At 39.8% G+C, this 798-nt stretch carries 1 protein-coding gene; it reads right to left on the bottom strand.

Annotated elements, in window-relative coordinates; genetic code table 11:
• Nucleotides 1-143: 143 nt before the first annotated feature.
• Entirely contained in the window at nucleotides 144-386 is a 243-nt protein-coding gene (locus A3757_RS19605) for a YdcH family protein (RefSeq protein ID WP_068513965.1), read from the bottom strand.
• Nucleotides 387-798: the final 412 nt, after the last annotated feature.

The following is a 798-nucleotide window of genomic DNA, read 5'->3' on the forward strand; positions in this document are numbered from 1 at the left end:
GACTATTTACCGCCCCTTAGCGAGGACCCTATTGCTATCAGCCTGAGCTAATCACGACAGGTAAGGGTTCGAATATATCTGCCAACGCTAAACTAAAAAAGCCCGATTAAGTAACCGGGCTTGATAACAAACTAAGCTAAATATTAAGCTGTTGTTTTCTTGATAATCGCAAGCAAATCGTCCTTTAGCTTAAGGCGCTCTTTCTTACACTTTTCAAGATACTCGTCAGAGGTGTTTTCTGCACCGGTCTCGATTCTGTGTACTTCATGATCCTTATCATGATACTCATCAAATAAACGAGCAAAGTGGTTATCACTCATCTTGAGGTTATGAATAGTCTCTTTGTGCTCTGGCAACTCATGAACTAGATCGTGCTTTTCTAACATAGATATATATCTCCTTAGAGGGATTGTTTTTTATCATCTTTTCATAGCTCCACTTTATATGAGCCTTAGTCCAAACGAGATGATCTAGGTCAAACAATTAGGTATCTTGAAAATCTTTCTATTGTCAGCCTAGATCAGGCCTAAACGTGAGTTTTCTATACATCAGGTAAAGACTTGTAAGCAAGTTGTGAAATCTAGTCAAATCCGCCTATGCCCATTACTAAAACCTAAGAACAGCCTATACACTGAAGTCATTGTTTATGAATAGTTCTTCCAAAAAGCACAAGCACGATGGAAAGGCTAAAACCAAACCAGGAAAGAAAATGCTAAAGAAAATCATTGCTGTCAGCAGTCTGCTGTTTGCTGCATCAACCGTCAATGCAGGCCTCATTAACCCGACCGGCAATGCCGA

Source organism: Oleiphilus sp. HI0117, assembly GCF_001635235.1.

Coding starts and splice junctions, on each gene's coding strand:
- A3757_RS19605 (WP_068513965.1), bottom strand. CDS start 386: ATGTTAGAAAAGCACGATCTAGTTCATGAGTTGCCAGAGCACAAAGAG.